Origin of the sequence: Agrobacterium sp. SORGH_AS_0745 (assembly GCF_030818995.1) — a bacterium.
Lineage (GTDB): Bacteria > Pseudomonadota > Alphaproteobacteria > Rhizobiales > Rhizobiaceae > Agrobacterium > Agrobacterium tumefaciens.
On the sequence record NZ_JAUTBI010000003.1, the window covers coordinates 803877 to 822229 of the forward strand.

Below are 18353 nucleotides of genomic sequence, written 5' to 3' on the forward strand. Positions count from 1 at the left end.
GAGAACCGGATGACATCCATCAGGTCTCGTCGTTCAATTGCTGCATCGGAACGCGGCGGCCGTTCATGTTTGGCAACCGCGTCATTGTACTGTCCGGGCAGCGTCGCGTTCCGCCTCAGGCTGACCGCCAAGGCGGTACTGCTTAAGCATCTTTGCGCGCTTCACTACACCCTCACCCGCCTGCCCCGCAAGCGCGCAAGCATGGATAAAAGCATTCTGGCCCATCAACTCGTCCATTTCGGCTTCGCTAAAGAGCCGGAAGGACGGAATTTCATTGCCGGCATCGCTGCCGAGCTCCCAGGCCTTGCGGGCCTGGTCCAGTTTTCGCACGCCGTCTGCCGCGGCATCGGTTGCGTGGAACACGGCAATCGCATTCCCCGAACGGACGGCGGCATCGACTTTCGTCGCGCCGCTGATGAACTGACCCGCCTTGCGCGCCATGTTCATCATTCCGGCAAGCTGCTGCGACATAAGCCGGTCGAGAAGAGCGAGAAGCTCCGGCCCGGCCTTGACGTCGCGTTTGAGCGCCCGTGCGAAGATCTTCTTCGCGATGGCTTTCTCTATCAGGGCGCGCTCCGGTTTTACCCAGCATCCGCGCCCCGGCAATTGGCGTTTCAGGTCCGGAACGACGTTGCCGTCCGGCCCTGCGACGAAGCGGATCAACTCGTCTGGAGATCCGCTCTGCCTTGTCACAATGCACATACGTCCATTGACGTTGCCTTCCAGCCGCCCGTCCTCATCGGTTTCGGGCAGCTCGTCCGGCTCATGCACCTGCGATGTCATTCCTGTTCGGCGGTATCCGCCTCCTCAGTAGCTTCCGCATCGACTTCCTCTTCGGAAGCCAGATCCTCGGCCGTGATCCAGCCTGCCAGAAGACGGGCCTGCACAACCATGTTCTCAGCTTCGACGCGCGATACGTCGAGCTTGGAGAAGATGCCTTCGAACTTCTTCGTCTCGCCGTCCTTGCGTTCGCTCCAGCCGACCAGATCGTCTGCGGCGCAACCGGCAAAGTCCTCGATGGTCTTGATACCGTCTTCACCAAGGGCGACCATCATCTGCGAGGTCAGGCCTTCGATCTGGCGCAGCTCGTCGGCAACGCCGAGTTCCTTGCGCTTGGCGTCCATTTCGGCTTCCAGGCGTTCCAGATATTCGCGGGCGCGGGTCTGGATTTCATCGGCGGTGTCATCGTCGAAGCCGTCGATCGAGGAAATTTCGCCAAGATCGACATACGCAAGTTCTTCAACCTGCGCGAAGCCTTCGGAAGCCAGAACCTGACCAACCATCTCGTCAACGTCGAGGGCGTCCATGAAGAGTGCCGTGCGCTCGTTGAATTCCTTCTGGCGACGCTCGGATTCTTCCTGCTCCGTCATTATGTCGATATCCCAGCCGGTCAGCTGCGATGCCAGACGTACGTTCTGGCCGCGGCGGCCGATGGCGAGCGAAAGCTGCTCGTCGGGAACCACAACTTCGATGCGTTCGGATTCTTCGTCCAGAACGACCTTGGCCACTTCAGCGGGCTGCAGGGCGTTGACGATGAAGGATGCCGGCTCCTGGCTCCACGGAATGATGTCGATCTTTTCGCCCTGCAATTCGCCGACAACGGCCTGAACGCGCGAACCGCGCATACCGACGCAGGCGCCGACCGGATCGATCGACGAGTCGTTCGAGATGACGGCGATTTTGGCGCGGGAACCGGGGTCACGGGCAACCGACTTGATCTGGATGATGCCGTCGTAGATTTCAGGAACTTCCATGGTGAACAGCTTCACCATGAACTGCGGATGTGTACGCGACAGGAAAATCTGCGGGCCACGCTGCTCGCGGCGAACGTCGTAGACGTAAGCGCGTACACGGTCGCCATAACGCATGTTTTCCCGCGGAATCATCTCGTCGCGACGGATGATGCCTTCGCCACGGCCCAGATCGACGATCACATTGCCGTATTCGACGCGCTTGACGGTGCCGTTGACGATTTCGCCGATGCGATCCTTGAACTCGTCATACTGACGGTCGCGTTCTGCTTCGCGCACCTTCTGAACGATGACCTGCTTGGCGGACTGTGCGGCGATACGGCCGAAATCCATCGGCGGCAGCGGATCGGCGATGAAATCGCCGAGCTTGGCGTCCGGGTTGCGGTCGCGGGCAAGTTCGAGCGGAATCTGGGTCGAATAGTCTTCGGCCGTCTCTACCACTTCCAGAAGACGCTGCAGGCGGATTTCGCCGGTCTTGGAGTTGATGTCGGCGCGAATGTTGGTTTCCGAACCATAGCGCGAGCGGGCGGCTTTCTGGATAGCGTCGGCCATTGCGGCAAGCACGATTTCGCGGTCGATGACCTTTTCGCGCGCCACAGCATCGGCGATCTGCAGAAGCTCAAGCCGGTTAGCACTCACTGCCATTTTTTTGTCTCCGTAAGTCGCATAATTGCGGGGATCACCCGTTTTCCGGGCTTTTACGTTGGAATTAGTCTTCGTCTGCTTCGTTTTCGTCGTTCTGGTTTGCGGCGGCGGCCTTTGCCGCCTTGTCTGCCCGCAGCGCATCACGAATAAGGTCGTCCGTCAGAATGAGCTTCGCATCGGAAAGCGCGCTGAACGGAATGGTGACTGTCGGTTCGTCGCCATAGGCGATCTGGTCGCGTTCCAGCTTGAAGCCGTCCGCATCCACCTCGACGATCTTGCCGCGAAACCGCTTGCGGTTTTCGACCAGAATGGAGGTTTCGGCCTTCACCAGATGGCCCTGCCAACGGGTGAAATCCGACTTGCGAACCATCGGCCGGTCGATGCCGGGCGAGGAAACTTCGAGATGATACGCCTTATCGACCGGATCTTCCACATCAAGAACCGGTGAAATCGCCATTGACACGGCTTCGCAGCCCTCGACGGTCATGGTGCCGTCTTCCCGCTCGGCCATCACCTGCAGGGTCATGCCGTTCTGGTTGGAGAGCCGCACGCGCACCAGAAGATATCCCATACCCGTCAAAACAGGCTCGATGATTTCGGCGATGCGCTGGTCGATTCCCGTTTCGGTTATCAGTCGCGGTTCATGTACGGTGTCTGCCATCTGGCCTTCCGGTCTTTAGATTTTCACCGGGCGCTCAGCCCGTGGTTTCCGGTTCGCCTAACGAAAAAGAGCGGAGCCTTGCGGCCCCACTCTTCATCAAGCGATCAAGAATTTCAAAGGTCATATAGACCCATCAGGGCAGGATTGCAAGGTTTTCGCGGGCAGGGCGCGTCAGCCACGGCTGCGGCCACATTTTCACCTTCACCGTGTCGGAAAGGGTGGCATGATTTCCGGCACTGTCTATAGTTGCCGTTTGACAAATCGCAGTTGCATCAAGTGGACTGATCGTGCCTGACCGTAAATCGCCACTCGCGCCTTTAAGGCATTTGACTTACAGACGAATCTGGATCGCGAGCCTTGCCTCGAATTTCGGCGGTCTGATCCAGGCGGTTGGCGCCGCGTGGATGATGACCTCGCTGTCGAGTTCCGAAAACATGATCGCGCTGGTACAGGCCTCCACCTCGCTGCCGATCATGATGTTTTCGCTGATTTCAGGCGCACTGGCCGATAGTTTCGACCGCCGCCGCATCATGATTTCCGCTCAGATCCTGATGCTGACGGCTTCCGTGCTGCTGACGGTTTTTGCCTGGTCCGGCTGGCTCACTCCGTGGTTGCTGCTCTTCTTCACCTTCATGATCGGCTGTGGCACGGCGCTCAACAATCCGTCCTGGCAGGCGTCCGTCGGCGAAATGGTGCCGCGTGAGGATCTGCCCGCCGCCGTGACACTGAACAGCGTGGGCTTCAACATCACCCGCAGCGTCGGTCCTGCGATCGGTGGCATCATCGTCGCTGCCGCTGGCGCCGCGGCTGCGTTTTTCGTGAACGCGCTCAGCTATTTCGCCCTCATCTACGCGCTGGTTCGCTGGCAGCCGCCCAAATATGCCTCGACCTTGCCGCGCGAGCAGCTTCTTGCCGCCATATCGGCCGGGATGCGTTATGTGGCGATGTCGCCGAATATCGGCAAGGTTCTGGTGCGTGGCTTTCTCTTCGGCCTTTCCGCCAGCGCCATCCTGGCGCTGATGCCGATCGTTGCCCGCGATCTGGTCGAGGGTGGCCCGCTGACCTACGGCGTCATGCTGGGTGCGTTCGGCGTCGGCGCCATCGGCGGCGCGCTCGTCAGCGCCAGACTTCGCGAGGTTCTGTCCAGCGAATGGATCGTGCGTGTCGCCTTTTTGGGCTTCGCCTTCAGTTCCGGCGTGACGGCGGTCAGCACGAACGCGATCGTAACCTCGCTTGTTTTGACTATTGCCGGTGCCTGCTGGGTTCTGGCGCTTTCCCTGTTCAATACCATCGTCCAGCTTTCTGCCCCGCGCTGGGTGGTGGGCCGGGCGCTGTCGCTTTACCAGACGCTGACCTTCGGCGGCATTGCCGTCGGCAGTTGGCTGTGGGGCGAGCTGGCGGAAGATTACGGTATTTCCTATTCGCTTCTCGGTTCGTGCGTGCTGATGCTGCTGGGCGTCGTCGTCGGCCTCAAACTCGCCATGCCCGCTTTTGCTTCACTCAATCTCGATCCGCTCAACCGTTTCGTCGAACCGCCGCTAAGGCTCGATATCAAGCCGCGCAGCGGGCCGATTGCCATTCTTATAGACTATGAAATTCATGACGAGGATCTCGGCGAATTCCTGCCTTTGATGGCCGAGCGTCGCCGCATCCGTCTGCGCGACGGCGCGCGCAACTGGAACCTGATGCGTGATCTGGAAAATCCTGATATCTGGACGGAAAGCTACCATGTACTGACATGGGTGGAATATGTCCGCCACAACCACCGCCGCACCCAGGCGGATGCGGAAGCCTGGGACCGGCTGCTGGCCCTTCATCGAGGCAAGACACGGCCGCGCGTGCACCGGATGATCGAGCGGCAGACCATTCCGCCGACAGATGACATCTTCCACAAGCCGCATACGGACCAGCATTGAGAGACGATAGGGCTAAGTAGTGGCGATGTCATGCTCGGGACAAGCCCGCGCATGACGGGAGGAGAGGTTTTCACACGCCGCCAGTAAGCTGCTATTTCAGCTTCGCTTTCAGCGTAGCATCGGGAAAGCAGGTCGGTGACAGTCCGTTTTTCGCCTGCCAGTCGCCCAGTGACCGGCGTGTCTTGAAGCCGGCCAGCCCGTCCGCCTTGCCGACATCATAGCCCTTGGCGACCAGTGCCTTCTGCATGGCAAGAACGTCGGAGCGCAACATCGATCCGACATTGCCCCATTCGCCCTTGAACGGCCCCGCCCCATGGGAGATGCGGTCGGCGAGATTGCCGATGAACAGCGCGTAGAGATCGGAATTATTGTATTCCTTGATGACGTAGAAATTCGGCGTCACCACGAATTCCGGCCCGTGCCGCCCGGCCGGCACAAGCATCATGCCGTCGGCGGAGAGGTCATTGGATGGAAAGGCCTTTCCGGAAATGCGGGTGATCCCCATCTTCGCCCACGCACTCACCGGCCGGGCAAGATCCGGGCCTTCCTGGGCGCAGGAGACGTTGCCGGGTATAGACACTTCGAAGCCCCAGTCGCGATCCCTCTGCCAGCCGCGCTGCGAAAGATAGTTCGCTATGGATGCCAATGCGTCCGGCACGGAGTTCCAGATATCGCGGTGGCCGTCGCCATCGAAATCAACGGCATATTTGAGATAGCTCGACGGCATGAATTGCGGCTGACCGAGCGCGCCCGCCCAGGACCCCATCATGCGCGAGGCCGCAATATCGCCGCTTTCGACGATCGTCAGCGCATCGATCAGCTCGGTGCGGAACATCTCCTTGCGGGTCGACATATAGGCTTTCGTCGCCAGCACATCGACAACCGAATGCGGCAGTTTCGCACGGCCGAAACCGGATTCGCGGCCCCAGATCGCCACGACGACATCGCCGGGCACGCCATATTTGGCTTCGATCCGGCGAAGGGTGGCGGCATGCGTCGCGGCCAGAGAGCGGCCGGTGGCGGCAAGCCCCTGCAATCGTTTTTCGGAGAAATAAGCGCCGGGCGATGAAAATTCGGCCTGGCTCTGGCTCTGTTCCTTCGGCGGCTTCTGGCCGGGGATGACGAGATCAGGCAGACTCCAGTTGATGGAAAGGCCGCTCAGCGCAGCCTCCAGCGTCTTTTGCGAAATTCCCGCCTTGCGCGCTTCCGGCCAGATTTCCTTTTTCAGCCATGCATTGAAATCGGCATCGTACCGGGCAGCAGCGGCACCTGTCGGCGCGGATTGCGCCAGAGCGTCCGTTGCTGAAAAAACGGAAAGAATGGCGGCCAATGCCTTGAGGCTTTTACAGGAAAAGTGGAGGCCGGTTTTCCGTCTGGAAATGCGCCAAAACAAAGAATCAAATCGGTTTCGCATTCGGTCTCCTCTTCGAGTGACGGACAGGGAAAGAAGGCGTCAGATCGTTGTGCGAGCGCGCAGCGCCGCCGTCAATGTGCCCTCATCGAGATAGTCCAGCTCGCCGCCAACAGGCACGCCATGCGCAAGCCGGGTGATCTTGATGCCGAGATCGGCCAGGCGGTCGGTGATGTAATGGGCTGTTGCCTGTCCCTCCACCGTCGCATTGACGGCGATGATGAGCTCGCGAATACCGCCGGCGCTGACGCGATCGATCAGTCCCTTGATGTTCAGATCTTCCGGCCCGACGCCATCGAGCGGCGACAGCGTGCCACCAAGCACATGATAGGCGGTATTCATGGCGCCTGCTCGCTCCAGCGCCCACAGATCCGACACGTCTTCCACTACGATGATGACCGACTGGTCACGTCTATCATCGGCGCAGACCGTGCAGGGATCGATGGTATCGACATTGCCGCAGCACGAGCAGATCTTCACCTTGTCATAGGCTTCACCCATCGCGTGGCCCAGCGGTCCAAGAAGCTGTTCCTTCTTCTTGATGAGATGCAGCGCCGCCCGCCGCGCCGAGCGGGGCCCAAGCCCCGGCACTTTTGCAAGCAGCTGGATCAGTTTTTCGATTTCGGGACCGGTGACTCGTTTTGCCATGAGCGCTTTCTACTGCATAAATCGGGAAACGGGAATCATGAAGCGCGAAGGGCAGTCCATGAAAATACGGGCAGTGTGCCGGGGCGAGGCGAAGGCCTTGCCGGGAAAGACGGCGAAGACGGGTATTTTCAAACATGCCGTGCAGGGCGCGGTGATGGTCGATGCGCAAGGCATCGTCAGCGACGCTGTCTGCAATCGTAAACATCACGGCGGGCCGGATCAGGCGATCTACGCCATGGGCTCCGCCGATCTCGATTTCTGGTCGCGTACGCTGGGTTTTGTGGTTGAGCCCGGATTTTTTGGGGAAAATCTGGTTCTGGAAGGTGTCGATAGTGCAAGACTGCATGTCGGCGACAGGTTTTCAGCCGAGGAAGTGGTGCTGGAAGTGACCGCCGCCCGCATTCCCTGCGCCACCCTGTCAGCCCGACTCGGCGATCCCGGCTTCGCGCCGCGTTTTCGGCAGGCGGGTCAGCCGGGCTTTTATTGCCGGGTTCTGAAAGGTGGAATGCTCAGCGCCGGTGAAGGCATCGCTTTCCAACCCTATCAGGGAACGAAACTGCCCATACCGGTCATTCTCCAGCGCTTCCGCCCCATGCAGCTCACCAGGGACGAACGTGCCGCATATCTCGGCACCCCGCTTGCGAGCCGGTTCCGCGCCATGCTGGAAGTCTGAATTCGTAAGAATATCAGAACGGCAGCTTCATGCCGGGCGGGATCGGCAGGCCAGCCGTGATTTCCTTGGTCTTTTCAGCGGTGATGGCCTCGGCGCGCTCCTTGGCGTCATTGTGGGCGGCGACGATCAGGTCTTCGAGAATTTCGACGTCGTCTTCCTTGAAGAGAGACGGATCGATCTTCAGGCCCAGCAGGCTGCCCTTGCCATTCAGCTTCACGGTGACGAGACCGCCACCGGACTTGCCTTCGACTTCAAGCGCGGCGATATCCGCCTGCATCTTTTCCATCTTGGCCTGCATTTCCTTGACCTTGCCCATCATGCCCATGATGTCGCGCATGTGCCAAACTCCTGTTTTTGTTATGTATTAAAATTCGATATCGTCGCCGGGAAGGATGTCGCCCTCGCTCGATTCGGCAACCGAAGGCGGCGGGGCGATCTCGTCCGGCTCGTCCTGCTGGGTGACGCGAATGCGCACGTCGGTGATTTTTGCACCTGGAAACTGTTGAAGAATGGCTGCCACGTCAGGATCCTGCCTCGCATCCACGAGGCGGGCGTCGCGCGCACTGCCCTCGGCTTCAACCAGCGTCGGCTGACCCTGTTCCTTGCTAAGGCTGACGATCCAGTGGATACCGGTCCACTCTTTCAGCTTCACACCAAGCTCGCCGGGGAGCGATCCGGGTGCGCCATCGCCGAGGCGCATGTCGAGCCGGCCCGGCTCCAGCCGCACCAGCCGCACGAAGTTGCGAACCTTCGCCCGCATGACGGGATCGCGATTTTTCTGGCACAGGTCGGCAATGTCCTGAAGAGAGTTGACGGGAACCTTCGGCTCCGGCCGTTCTTCGGTTTTCGGTGCCGCGACCTGCATTTCCTGCGGGCGGCTGTCAGGCACGGCGCGCAGCATGGTCGAAGGCTGCGAGCTTGCCGGCCTCTGGGCGGAAAGCTCCACAGGTCTTCCTGCGGCCACTGTCTGTCCTGAGGAATAGGCGCGAGTGCCGCCGCCATTGCCGCCACCCGAAGGCGCGCCATTGGAATAGCCGCCATCGCTGTTGGAAAGTTCGAGCAGGCGTCGCGCCGCGTCTTCCGGTGCCGGAAGATTGGCGGCGTGCGAAAGGCGGATCAACACCATTTCGGCCGCACCCGCAGGACGTGAGGCATTTTCAGTTTCCGGAATACCCTTGAGCAGCATCTGCCAGATACGCGACAGCGCAGTCACGGCGATTGTCTCGGCAAATTCCGCGCCACGCACGCGTTCGATCTCGGACAGCGAGGGATCTTCCGCCGCATCCGGCACATATTTCATGCGGGTGACGAGGTGAGTGAAATCGGCAAGGTCGTTCAGCACGACGACGGGGTTGGCGCCTGCCTCGTATTGACCGTTGAATTCCGAAAGTGCCGCCGCGACATCGCCTTTGATGATGTGCTGGAAAAGATCGACGATGCGCGCCCGGTCGGCAAGACCCAGCATGCCGCGCACCGCCTCGGCTTCCACGCGTCCGCCGCCATGGGCGATCGCCTGATCGAGCAGGGAAAGACCGTCACGGGCGGAACCCTCAGCCGCGCGGGCAATCATTGAGAGCGCCTGCGGTTCGGCCTCGAAACCTTCCTTGCCGGCAATTGCAGTGAACAGGCCGACGAGATCGGCGGCGCTGATGCGGCGCAGGTCGAAGCGCTGGCACCGCGACAGCACGGTGATCGGAACCTTGCGGATTTCAGTGGTTGCGAAGATGAATTTCACATGCTCCGGCGGCTCTTCCAACGTCTTCAGAAGACCGTTGAAGGCCTGCGTCGAGAGCATGTGCACTTCGTCGATGATATAGACTTTATAGCGCGCCGAAACCGGGCGGTAACGCACCTGCTCGATGATCTCGCGAATGTCGTCAATACCGGTATGGGAGGCGGCGTCCATCTCGATCACGTCGACATGACGGCCTTCCATGATCGCCTGACAATGTTCGCCGGGGATACGCAGGTCGATGGTCGGTTTGTCGATGGTGTCGGTCTTGTAGTTCAGCGCACGGGCAAGAATACGCGCGGTGGTCGTCTTGCCCACACCGCGAACGCCGGTCAGCATATAGGCCTGCGCGATGCGGCCGGTCTCGAACGCATTCGTCAGCGTGCGGACCATCGGCTCCTGGCCGACCATCAGATCGGAAAAATCCTTCGGACGATATTTGCGTGCCAGTACCCGGTAGCCGGTCCCGCCCTGGGATTCGCTTGATGTGGTGGGTAAGGTGTCGCTCATCGCCTCGCCAGTTTATTTTGCCAGTTTGTCCTAGAGCGCCGTGCGTCCCATTGGACGCATCAGGCACGCTCTATTCCTCTAAAGTCTGCACATCATGCCGATACGCAGGGGCCGCTTTCAGGCTGAACCGGCCCGGCGAAAGCTGAGCGGAATTTAAAAAGGGTGGGAGGCTGGCACGGCGACCCGTGCCTGGCTCGTTAGGGCTGCTTCCTTCCGGACCTGACCCGGTTGGCGAGTGGCTCGTCCACCACCAACCTCCCGGGGCCACATATCGGCAATATCGAAAGCAAATGCAAGCCAAGCCTTCAAAAAACTGCTATCACAATGAAAACAAACATGGAGGACGCCTTGGAGACATTCCGGCTGGACGACAGGCTGGCGCGCGACAGTGCGCTTGTAATGCGTTTGGGACTATGCGAGCTGCGTTTGCAGAACGACAGCCGCTGGCCCTGGCTGGTGCTGGTGCCACAGAGAGGCGGCGCCAGCGAGTTGTTCGATCTTACTCCGCTCGATCAGGCCGTGCTGACGTTCGAGACCAATCTCGTCGCCTCCGCGCTGAAGGACGTTACCGGGGCCACCAAGATCAATGTCGGCGCGCTGGGCAATATCGTCCGGCAACTTCACGTCCATATTATCGCCCGCAATGAAGGCGACACCTGCTGGCCCGGCCCAATCTGGGGTCACGGGACGCCAGTGCCCTATGGCCCGGGCGAAAAGGAATCCTTGATGAAAAAAATATCCGGCGCGCTCTGATGATATCAATGACTATTTTCGAAACCACTGCTCCCCATCCCGAAGCAAGCCTGCTGACAGCCTTTTCCAAGAACGCCCTCAACCGATTCGCCGAGAAGCGGACGGAAGACTGCGTTGCCGATGCGCTGAAAGTCGATGGCACCCATATTTTTGCCTTCTCCGGCAACCGGCTTGTCCTGAAACATGACGAACAGGTCATAGATCCCCTGTTTTCGGCCTATGAGCTGGCCGAATTGCAGCCGGATTTCGACAATGCCGTTCTGCTTGGATACCGCGAAACCGGCGAACCGAGAATTGCGGTGCCGGTCGCCGTCACGGAAGACACGCTGGCGAGCCACTACAAGCTGGCCGATGCCCGCACCCTTTATCGCGATCATCTTCTCGATGAGGAGTTGCTGAGCGAGGTTGCCCAGGCCGTCAGCCTTACGCACTGGAATGCCGACAACCGCTTCTGCGGACGGTGCGGCGGCACGATGGAATTGCGTATCGGCGGCTACAAGCGCATCTGCGCCGCCTGCAATCACACTATTTTTCCCCGAACCGATCCCGTTGTCATCATGATGACGATCGATATCGAGCGCGATCTTTGCCTGCTCGGACGCGGCGCGCATTTTGCGCCGGGCATGTATTCCTGCCTCGCCGGTTTCGTGGAGCCGGGCGAAACCATCGAGCAGGCCGTGCGCCGCGAGACGCATGAAGAATCCGGCGTCGAAATCGGCCGCGTGCGCTATCACGCTTCCCAGCCCTGGCCGATGCCGCACACGCTGATGATCGGCTGTTATGCCGAGGCTCTCTCGTTCGATATTTCCCGCGATGAGATCGAGCTGGAGGATTGCCGCTGGTTCACGCGGGCGGAGGTGGCCACGATGCTGGAGGCTGCTGCGGGCGAGGGCTTTTCCGCGCCTCCGGGCGGTGCCATCGCGCACCGGCTGATGCGCGACTGGGTGGAATGGACGAAATGAAGATTTGCGGCAGGCTCAGCTCTGGTTGAGCTTGCCGCGCATCGCATGACCCTTGTAGACGCCGAGAATTCGGACCTTCTCGGAAAAGAAGCGCAGCTCGTCCAGCGCGTGCCGCACCGGCTCGTCATCCGGATGGCCTTCGATATCGGCATAGAACTGCGTTGCCACGAACCTTCCGCCGAGCTGGTAGCTTTCCAGCTTCGTCATGTTGATGCCATTCGTCGCGAAACCGCCCATTGCCTTATAAAGCGCCGCCGGAATGTTGCGGACATTGAACACGAAGGTCGTGACGATGGTTTCATCTGGTGCTTCGCCTTGGGACTGGCGTTTGGCCCAGTTCTCATCACGCGAAAGAATCACGAAACGGGTGATGTTGTTTTCTGAATCCTCGACATTTTCAGCCATGATATCAAGGCCGTAGAGACCGGCGGCAAGACGCGGTGCAAGCGCTGCCATGCTGCGATCACCCTTTTCAGAAACCAGTCTCGCCGCTCCAGCCGTATCGCCGGCAACGACTGGCTTCCAGCCGTTGGAACGGATGATCTTGCGGCACTGGCCAAGCGCGTGGATGTGGCTGTGAACGGTGCGGATCTCGTCTTTCTTCACGCCCGGTATAACCATCAGCTGGAAGCGGATCGGCATGAAATATTCACCGATGATGTGAAGGCGCGATTCCGGCAGCAGATGATGGATATCGGCAACGCGACCGGCCAGCGTGTTCTCGATCGGGATCATGCCGAGATCGGCTTCGCCGTTTTCGACAGCGTTGAAAGCATCCTCGAATGTCGGGCACGGCAACGGCTCCATATGCGGGAACATGTCGCGGCATGCCATGTCGGAATTCGCGCCAAATTCGCCCTGGAAGGCAATGCGGTTTGTGCTCAATGTCATGGAATTATCCATCAGAGGGTTCGGTTTGCGAGAATAGTGCGGGCTTTTTCGAGATCGTGCGGCGTATCAACGCCAAGCGGCACGGAGTGAACGATTTCGGCATCAATACGCATGCCCGCTTCCAGCGCGCGCAATTGTTCCAGCCTTTCGCGCTTCTCGAGTGGCGAAGGCTGAAGCCTCACGAACGTTTCGAGGGCGGCGCGGCGATAGGTATAAAGGCCGATGTGATGATAAAGCGGTCCGTCGCCATAGGGCGCAGTCGCGCGGGTAAAATAAAGCGCGCGCAATCGCGTCTCGGAAAGCGGGCTGCCAACCACTTTCACCACGTTCGGATTGGTCTTTTCTTCCTCGTCGGTGATCTCCACCGTCAGTGTGGCAATGTCGACGGCGGCATTTTCCAACGGGCGCAACGAGGCGCGGATCGTTTCCGCTTCGATGGTCGGAAGGTCGCCCTGAACATTGATGACATATTCGGCGTTGCCATAGGGGTCGGCCTTCTGCAGCGCCTCGAAAATGCGGTCCGAACCGGATTGGTGATCATCTCGCGTCATCATTACGTCGAAACCGGCATTTTTTACGGCTGAAAATACCTGTTCGTCATCGACTGCAACGACGATGCGCGTCGCGCCAGCTTCACGCGCCCTGAGTGCAACCTGCACAATCATCGGTTTGCCGCCAATATCCGCGAGAGGCTTGCCCGGAAGCCGTGTCGATGCCATCCGCGCCGGTATAAGGACGACAGCTTTCTCGAATTCCCGATTCTTCATCCGACACCCTTCAAATCCCAACCGAAAAGTGTCAAAACGTCACGGAGTGGGGAATATTATTCAAGTTGCGCAGGCTGTGCAAAAGCCATAGCTTTTGAATAATTTCAAGATGCCCGGTTATATGGAGCGGATGCGAGGGAGCGCATATAGATGAATTCTTATGTAAATATGGGCGTTGGGGCGTTGCTGGGCACGGTTTTCGTTCTGATGTCGGTGTCAATTGCGTCTGAGGGCATTTTTCATGCGCCCACCCCGGAAAAGGAAGGTTACGCCATCGTCGCGGAAGCGAGCGGCGGCGAGGCTGCAGGCGAACCCGCTGCAGCGGCAACCCCGATCGCGAAATTGCTCGCCAGCGCGGATGCTGCCAAGGGTGAGGCGGTCTTCAAGAAGTGTACGAGCTGTCATACCGGAGAGAGTGGTGGTGCAAACAAGGTCGGCCCCAATCTCTTCGATATCGTCAACCGGCCGATCGCCAGCCATGCGGGTTTCAGCTACTCCGCAGCAATGAAGGATTTCTCCAAGGGCGGTTCCGTGCACTGGGATTACGATCATCTCAGCTACTTCATCGAAGCTCCCAAGAAACACGTTCCCGGCACGGCCATGGGCTTTGCGGGTGTGAAGAAGGAGACGGAACGCGCCGATCTCATCGCTTATCTGCGCACGCTGTCGGCAAACCCGGCGCCGCTGCCGGATCCGGCTGCGGCTCCCGTGCCGATAAACTGACGGAAATGGTGATTTCATAAGAAAAGCCCGGCATCGCTGCCGGGCTTTTTTGATTCTATCTGTCTGATTTCTGAAAGATCAGAAACCCTTGCCGCCGCGCAATTCGGAAATGACCGTTCCGATCATGATCTTGATATCCAGCCAGACGGAAAAATTGTCGACGTAATAAAGATCGGAGACGATGCGGGCACGCGCCTTGTCACTGCGATCCGTCGGGCCGCGCAAACCCCGCATCTGGGCAAGACCGGTAATGCCTGGCCGCATCCGGTGCCGCAGGTGGTAGTGGGGAACAAGTTCCTCATAAAGACGGCCGGCGGCCAGCATGCCGATCGCATGGCAGCGCGGACCCACCAGCGACATGTCGCCTTTCAAGACGTTGATAAGCTGTGGCAGCTCGTCGACATTTGTGCGGCGAAGCACGGCGCCGATCCGGGTTATCCTCGGATCGTTCTTTACCGTTTGCGCCACGCCGGTGGCATCGCCCAGTTCGGTCCGCATCGAGCGAAATTTATAGACCCTGATCTTTCGCCCGTTCATGCCCCAACGGACTTGTGAGAACAGGACCGGCCCTTTGCTGTCGAGTTTGACCAGCGCCGCGACGGTCAGCAATACGGGCGCGAGTGCGACAAGGGCGATGGACGCCCCTGCAATGTCGATCGTTCTCTTGAGCACAAACTGGCTGCGCAGGAACACCGACGTGTTGGTTTCTGAAATGGAAGGTTGTGTTTCCGCCGCGTCGAAAGTGACAGCCGCAGGATAAGGGGCGCCGTAAAACACGGCATGCGATGAGCTTTTAGTACCCAGCATAATATGAAGCCCTGAAAAGTTATTTTGAAACAAGAAAATTAATTTATATGAACGATTAATAATTCATTTACCGTAAAAAGTCATCCGAAATGTAATCGTTTTTGCGCAAATAGCAATCTACGGTTAACGTGGATGCACGCATATGTTGCAAACACAAGCGCGGTCTCTGCTTTTGGCTGCGTTGGTTGCCCATTCGGTGTAATCAAGTCTTTGGAAAATTGAGTATTTGCGGGAAAGGCGACAGGATCGTTGCCTGCCCATCGCTTGCCGGGTAACCGGCGAGCCGATTACCCAAAAGGCAATTAATTTCCCATCAGAATATCAAGAAGGGTCGTCTGCTTCGGCCCGGAAGTTGCCGGCGCCCGGCCGCCGATATCGGCTGGCGGCACAGGTCCATTGTTGGCTGAATAGCCGGGTTCGATATCGCGGGAAGGGATGTTTCCAGGCGGCATGGGGACGCCCGGCTGACCAGCGTTTGGCGAGACGGGCGCTTCGGGATAGGCTCGAGTGTTTGTCGTTCCGCCGCCGCCGAGAGCATTGGAAATGATGTCGCCGATGGAGGAAGGCGGGCTCTCGGGCGCCGGTTGCTGTATTTCCCCAAGCGGCGGCACGCCGCCTGCGCCGAGACCAAAGAGCGGCGAGGGCGAGAGCCCGGAATGGGCGGCGGTCATGAAATCTTTCCAGGCCTTCGCAGGCAAGCCGCCGCCGGTGACCTTTTTCATCGATGTGCCGTCGTCATTGCCGAACCAGACGCCCGTTGTCAGGTTGCTTGTGTAGCCGACAAAAAGCGCGTCGCGGAAAGACTGTGTCGTGCCGGATTTTCCCGCTGCCTGCCAACCCTGGAGGCGGGCGGCTTTTCCTGTTCCTTCGGTGATGACGCGCGACAACATGCCGTTCATCGTCGCGGCGATCTCCTCGCTCAGCACGCGCGGCGGGTTGTCGTATCTGTTTTCGTAAAGCACCTTGCCGTCGGCATCGGAGATGCGTTTGACGATATGCGGCGTCGCCTTGTAGCCGCCATTCATGAAGGGAGCGTAGGAGGCGGTCAGCTCCATCAGTGACACTTCCGAGGTGCCGAGTGCGATGGAGGCGTTGTTCTGAAGCTCCGATTCGATACCCATGCGATGCGCCACCTGCGTCACCCGCTCAGGACCGACTTCCATCACCAGTTGCGCGGCGATCGTGTTCAGAGAATTGGCAAGCGCAGTGGCAAGCGTCACTTCGCCACGATATTTCTTCTCATAATTTTCCGGTGTCCAGTTTCCGATACGGACCGGCCCGTCATTGCGAATGGTACTGGGGGTCAGACCCGATTCGAGCGCGGCGACGTATACGAAGGGTTTGAACGCCGATCCGGGTTGCCGTTTCGCCTTGGCGGCCCGGTTGAACTGGCTTTCGGCATAATCCGCCCCGCCGACCACGGCCCGGATTGCGCCTGTGCCATCGATGGAAACGAGAGCCGCTTGCGAAGCGCCCTGCTTTTTACCATCACCCTGGAGAACATGGGTCAGTGCTTTTTCGGCGTCGCGTTCAAGATTGGGGTCGATGGTCGTATCGACGACGATGTCCTGCTTGACGTCGCCAATCAGGCCACGAACTTCCTCCATCACCATATCGGCAGCGTAATGTTCGGCACCGGACCAAAAACGTTTGGCCTTGGTCGGAGGCTGCGACATCGCGGTCTTGATCTCGTCATCGGTGATGAACCCGACATCGCGCATGGATCTCAGAACGACCTGCGCCCGCTCCTCCGCCGCCTGCGGGTCGCGCGCCGGTGAAAGGCGCGAGGGGGCCTTGAGAAGTCCGGCAAGCGTTGCCGCCTCGCCAAGATTGACGTCGCGCGCGGACTTGTTGAAGTAGCGTCTGGAAGCGGCTTCGACGCCAAAGGCGTTGGAACCGAAATAAACGCGGTTGAGATACATCGCGAGGATCTGGTCCTTGGTGTATTTATGCTCCAGCCAGAAGGCCAGCAGCACTTCCTGTACCTTGCGCTCCAGCGTCCGGTCCTGTGAGAGGAACAGGTTTTTTGCCAGCTGCTGCGTCAGCGTCGAGCCGCCCTGCACTGTTCGTCCCGTCATCACATTGGTCACGATGGCGCGGGCCAGGCCGAGCGGATCCACACCGAAATGCGAATAGAACCGCCGGTCTTCGATCGCCATGACCGCTTGTGGAAGGTAGGGCGACATGTCTTCAAGCGCGAGAGCCTCGCCACCCGTGGTGCCGCGATTGGCAAGCACGCTGCCGTTCACCGAAACGATCTTCACATTCGGAGGGCGTTCGGGAATGGTCCAACTGCTGGCACTCGGCATACGCGCGCCGTAATAAAGGACAAGACCGGCAACGCCGATACCGCCCCAGATGCCGAGCACGATGCACCAGTAAACGAGGGACCGGATAAAGCCTGTTGCGCCACCGCCGGAACTGCGTGTGCGCTTTTCCTTTTTTTGCGGTTTGGCGCGGCCGGATGTGGACTTCGGTTTTCTGGCGGGCTGCTTTGCGGTTCCGCCAATGCGCTCGCTGGCATCAAGACGCAGATCGTCACCGGATTCGTGGAAATCCCCGAAGGAAGGCTCTACCCGATCGCGTGATTTACCCTTGCCTGCCATCCAGCCGAAGTCGCTCCTTATATTCGCGAAACCGTTCGCACTTCAGGCTTCTATGCCTGCGCGATCCTTAATCCAGGATGAAGAGTTTAAATGCGGCAATTTAAGGCGGGGTTAAGTCCTCGCCGGATCAAATCGGCGTCATTGGCAGACGTCGACCCATTCCGCTCCCGTCAGTCGCGCCATCATGTCAGGCGAAATCCTTACCGCCGCATTGGTGGCACCCGCTGCCGGAACCACCTCGGGATAGTTTTTCAGTGATATGTCGCAAAACACCGGAAGGGGAGAAGGCAATCCGAAAGGACACACGCCGCCGACGGGATGGCTGGTCACCGCAACGACTTCTTCCGCCCCCAGCATGCGCGGCTTGGCGCCGAAGTGATCGCGGAATTTACGATTGTCTAGCCGCTTCGTGCCGGCGGCAACGACGAGAAGAATTGTGTCGCCCGCCTTTAGGCAGATCGTTTTGGCAATCTGGTCGGGATCGACGCCGTGCGCTTCGGCAGCCAAAGCGACTGTCGCCGAACTCGTTTCCGTTTCGATAACGGTCACTTCGGGGGAATTCTCGGTAAAAAAGGCTCTGACGGATTCGATGGTCATGCGTATTTATTAGGCGGTATGCCAAGAGGCTTCAAGGTGTCGCGAAATAGCTATGCATTTTATGCAATGCTGCGCTGCGATGAAACGTCTGTTTTTTGAGCGGAGATCCTGTATCTTCAAATCATGGAAGCGACGCACTCCTCCTCCCAGCGTCGCCCGATTGGACTGACAATACTCCTCCTCCCAATTGTCAGTCAGTTTCAAGAACCCGGCGCACCTCCTCCCGCGCCGGGTTTTTGCTGTTTAAGGCCTTGTTTCCGGCGACTTTCATTTGCCGACGCTTCACAAAAATCGCCGGGC

17 protein-coding genes and 1 other RNA gene are annotated in these 18353 nt (G+C 59.2%); 5 read left to right on the forward strand and 13 right to left on the reverse strand.

Going from position 1 to position 18353, the window contains the following annotated elements; genetic code table 11:
- Positions 1–81: 81 nt before the first annotated feature.
- The 3 genes from QE432_RS13595 to rimP all read right to left on the reverse strand — a co-directional run bounded on the left by QE432_RS13595 (position 82) and on the right by rimP (position 3057).
- On the reverse strand, positions 82–783 hold the full coding sequence (locus QE432_RS13595; protein ID WP_003514297.1) for an RNA-binding protein: 702 nt from the start codon (positions 781–783) through the stop codon (positions 82–84).
- Positions 780–2396: a transcription termination factor NusA gene (gene nusA, locus QE432_RS13600; RefSeq protein ID WP_003514298.1), complete on the reverse strand. Its 1617-nt coding sequence runs from the start codon at positions 2394–2396 to the stop codon at positions 780–782. Before nusA ends, QE432_RS13595 begins: the two co-directional genes overlap by 4 nt.
- A gap of 64 nt (positions 2397–2460) precedes the next feature.
- Positions 2461–3057 carry a ribosome maturation factor RimP gene (rimP, locus tag QE432_RS13605; protein WP_003514299.1) on the reverse strand — a complete coding sequence of 199 codons (597 nt, stop codon included), beginning with the start codon at positions 3055–3057 and terminating at the stop codon, positions 2461–2463.
- A gap of 287 nt (positions 3058–3344) precedes the next feature.
- On the opposite strand from rimP, the gene QE432_RS13610 reads away from it, so the two are divergent.
- Positions 3345–4973: an MFS transporter gene (locus tag QE432_RS13610; protein WP_076843882.1), complete on the forward strand. Its 1629-nt coding sequence runs from the start codon at positions 3345–3347 to the stop codon at positions 4971–4973.
- 91 nt (positions 4974–5064) lie between these two features.
- On the opposite strand, the gene QE432_RS13615 is transcribed toward QE432_RS13610, so the two are convergent.
- Entirely contained in the window at positions 5065–6303 is a 1239-nt protein-coding gene (locus QE432_RS13615; RefSeq protein WP_373465230.1) for a lytic murein transglycosylase, read from the reverse strand.
- 123 nt (positions 6304–6426) lie between these two features.
- Complete coding sequence (gene recR / locus QE432_RS13620) at positions 6427–7032, reverse strand: recombination mediator RecR (RefSeq protein ID WP_003514308.1); 606 nt, start codon at positions 7030–7032, stop codon at positions 6427–6429.
- 37 nt (positions 7033–7069) lie between these two features.
- On the opposite strand from recR, the gene QE432_RS13625 reads away from it, so the two are divergent.
- Positions 7070–7705 carry an MOSC domain-containing protein gene (locus QE432_RS13625; protein ID WP_162690600.1) on the forward strand — a complete coding sequence of 212 codons (636 nt, stop codon included), beginning with the start codon at positions 7070–7072 and terminating at the stop codon, positions 7703–7705.
- Between the two features lie 13 nt (positions 7706–7718).
- On the opposite strand, the gene QE432_RS13630 is transcribed toward QE432_RS13625, so the two are convergent.
- From QE432_RS13630 to ffs, 3 genes are all read right to left on the reverse strand, one after another.
- Positions 7719–8042: a YbaB/EbfC family nucleoid-associated protein gene (locus QE432_RS13630; protein ID WP_003514318.1), complete on the reverse strand. Its 324-nt coding sequence runs from the start codon at positions 8040–8042 to the stop codon at positions 7719–7721.
- Between the two features lie 27 nt (positions 8043–8069).
- Positions 8070–9947 (reverse strand): DNA polymerase III subunit gamma/tau, encoded by a 1878-nt coding sequence (locus QE432_RS13635; RefSeq protein ID WP_111795096.1) that lies wholly within the window; start codon positions 9945–9947, stop codon positions 8070–8072.
- Between the two features lie 162 nt (positions 9948–10109).
- An RNA gene (ffs, locus tag QE432_RS13640) (signal recognition particle sRNA small type) lies at positions 10110–10206 on the reverse strand.
- A gap of 65 nt (positions 10207–10271) precedes the next feature.
- Here ffs and QE432_RS13645 point away from each other — a divergent pair.
- Positions 10272–10700: an HIT domain-containing protein gene (locus QE432_RS13645; protein WP_161986907.1), complete on the forward strand. Its 429-nt coding sequence runs from the start codon at positions 10272–10274 to the stop codon at positions 10698–10700.
- On the forward strand, positions 10700–11662 hold the full coding sequence (gene nudC / locus QE432_RS13650) for an NAD(+) diphosphatase (RefSeq protein ID WP_003514323.1): 963 nt from the start codon (positions 10700–10702) through the stop codon (positions 11660–11662). The genes QE432_RS13645 and nudC overlap by 1 nt, the downstream gene beginning before the upstream one ends.
- A 15-nt stretch (positions 11663–11677) precedes the next feature.
- Here the strand turns inward: nudC and QE432_RS13655 are convergent, their stop codons facing one another.
- Together QE432_RS13655 and QE432_RS13660 are read right to left on the reverse strand one after the other, a co-directional pair.
- Positions 11678–12553, reverse strand: coding sequence for a prephenate dehydratase (locus QE432_RS13655; protein ID WP_113157596.1), 876 nt, complete (start codon positions 12551–12553; stop codon positions 11678–11680).
- A gap of 11 nt (positions 12554–12564) precedes the next feature.
- Positions 12565–13320: a 3-deoxy-manno-octulosonate cytidylyltransferase gene (locus tag QE432_RS13660; protein ID WP_003514327.1), complete on the reverse strand. Its 756-nt coding sequence runs from the start codon at positions 13318–13320 to the stop codon at positions 12565–12567.
- A gap of 150 nt (positions 13321–13470) precedes the next feature.
- Here QE432_RS13660 and QE432_RS13665 point away from each other — a divergent pair, with 150 nt between their 5' ends.
- Positions 13471–14043 carry a c-type cytochrome gene (locus tag QE432_RS13665; protein ID WP_003514328.1) on the forward strand — a complete coding sequence of 191 codons (573 nt, stop codon included), beginning with the start codon at positions 13471–13473 and terminating at the stop codon, positions 14041–14043.
- A 78-nt stretch (positions 14044–14121) separates the two neighbouring features.
- On the opposite strand, the gene QE432_RS13670 is transcribed toward QE432_RS13665, so the two are convergent.
- From QE432_RS13670 to QE432_RS13680, 3 genes are all read right to left on the reverse strand, one after another.
- Positions 14122–14850 carry a sugar transferase gene (locus tag QE432_RS13670; protein WP_003514330.1) on the reverse strand — a complete coding sequence of 243 codons (729 nt, stop codon included), beginning with the start codon at positions 14848–14850 and terminating at the stop codon, positions 14122–14124.
- A gap of 302 nt (positions 14851–15152) precedes the next feature.
- Positions 15153–17456, reverse strand: coding sequence for a transglycosylase domain-containing protein (locus QE432_RS13675; RefSeq protein ID WP_113157582.1), 2304 nt, complete (start codon positions 17454–17456; stop codon positions 15153–15155).
- A gap of 138 nt (positions 17457–17594) precedes the next feature.
- Positions 17595–18053: a YbaK/EbsC family protein gene (locus tag QE432_RS13680; protein WP_019564557.1), complete on the reverse strand. Its 459-nt coding sequence runs from the start codon at positions 18051–18053 to the stop codon at positions 17595–17597.
- Between the last annotated feature and the right edge of the window lie 300 nt (positions 18054–18353).